Raw genomic sequence first — 1,684 nt, 5'->3', positions numbered from 1 at the left:
TCGTGACAATCGTGAATGCGCTCATCAAATCAGGCCAAAAATGGTCTGCTCAGCCCGTCTGAGAAATACAGTTGCTAACAAGGGGTCCATCTTCTCTCCGGTGACCGGCATTCAGGCCAATGCGAATAGCGTCAACACGCTGTCCAATGGGGCGCAGGTCGCCGATGAATATGATGTCGGCATCCAGTTCGGTACGGTCGATGATTCCACCGCAGGTACCGTGGCGCAGGCCAATTTCACGCTCTATTCGAATTCGGGGCCGCTTCTGCTCTCTGATCTCGATCTCAACAGCTTCGCGACAGTGGTCAATTCCGACGGCGGCGCAGGTCAAGTGCTGACTGGCAGCGACACTGCGGGAGGCGAACCGGTCTTCGTGGATACCGTTGCGCTTTTCGAGGATTTCAACGACATCTCGCACCCCTCCCAAAGCGATGCGATCGAGAGCAGCGGCGGGTGGACAACCCACTACGGAAAGCTGGCCACCAACAGCTGCTACGAAGGTGAGCTGCGTCTTGCCGAGGTGGCCACGGACGGCCCCGCGTCGATCTCGATGGACCTGCGGACCTGCGGTATCCAGAATTTCGAGAACAGTGGCTCCATGGCCGACAGCCTGCGTCTGGAGGTGCAGATCGACGGCGGTGAATGGGTGCTTCTCGATGAGTTCATGGTGAACGATGCGGGCACACGAATGGTCGGGTCGCTGACCGGCAATACGTTCGGCGAAAGCACGACCAATCTGACCTATTCAGGGGGCGTGCTCGATACCGCGACGGACAGCGTGCAATTCCGTCTTGTGTCGGACCTGACCGCCAACGATGAGATCATCTTTGTCGATAACGTTGAGGTGACAGTATCCGACGAGGTGAGTTCAGGCGGTGACTGTGTCCCGGAAATGGTGCTGAGCGAGAATTTCGACAATATTTCCGAGGCGGAGCAGAGCGATGCCATCGCCAGCGCGGACAACTGGGATGTCGATACCTACTATGGCGATCTGAACACCGACGGCTGCCGCGACGGGACACTGCAGCTGGAGACGATCCAGTCGAGCGGCCCCACGACGATTTCCTTCGACGCCTCCGTCGGCTGCATCGGGAATTTCGAAAACAGCGGCTATTATGCGGATAGCCTGCGTCTGGAAGTGCAACTCAACGAAGACGAATGGGTCCTGCTGGACGAATTCCGCGTGAACGACGCGGGAACGCAGATGGTGGGCTCCGAGACAGGGCAGACGTTTGACGGCGACTACACGAGCCTGTCCTATTCGGGCGGGGTGCTTGATGAGGCCAAAGGCGATGTGACCTTCCGCTTCGTTTCTGACATCTCGGCGTCGAACGAGGATATCTATATCGACAACATCGAGGTGACGGCCTGCGACGCGCCCGTGGTCGACGATGAATGCGGCCAGTACGATGTCGGCTACGTGGCCGGTATCCCCATCCTGCCCTTGGAGGACACCGCCCCCGAGATGACGGATGACACCGAAGAGCTGGTTGATGTGATGGCCTGACGCGCTCGTCTTGAACAACGAAAGAGGCCTCCGCCGATATTCGGCGGAGGTTTTTTGTTTTTTTACGGCTGGTTACCCAGAAGCTTCTTGTGCCTAACAGATGTCCTTCCCCCCTAGAACTGGGCCACTACGATGGCCGAGAGAGGGGGACAGAGAATGGCTCGGAAACGGTACTCA

The 1,684-nt window shown here is 58.1% G+C and carries 1 protein-coding gene; it reads left to right on the top strand.

The annotated features are described in order from the left end of the window. Positions 1-100 precede the first annotated feature (100 nt). The gene (locus AB2B41_RS23215; protein WP_367880203.1) at positions 101-1,507 is read left to right on the top strand and encodes a hypothetical protein; all 1,407 of its coding nucleotides are present in this window, start codon (positions 101-103) and stop codon (positions 1,505-1,507) included. Positions 1,508-1,684 lie beyond the last annotated feature (177 nt).

It is taken from the genome of Sulfitobacter sediminis, assembly GCF_040811725.1.
Classification (GTDB): domain Bacteria; phylum Pseudomonadota; class Alphaproteobacteria; order Rhodobacterales; family Rhodobacteraceae; genus Sulfitobacter; species Sulfitobacter sediminis.
Note: the sequence above shows the minus strand (reverse complement) of the source record. Positions and strands in the feature narration are given on the sequence as shown.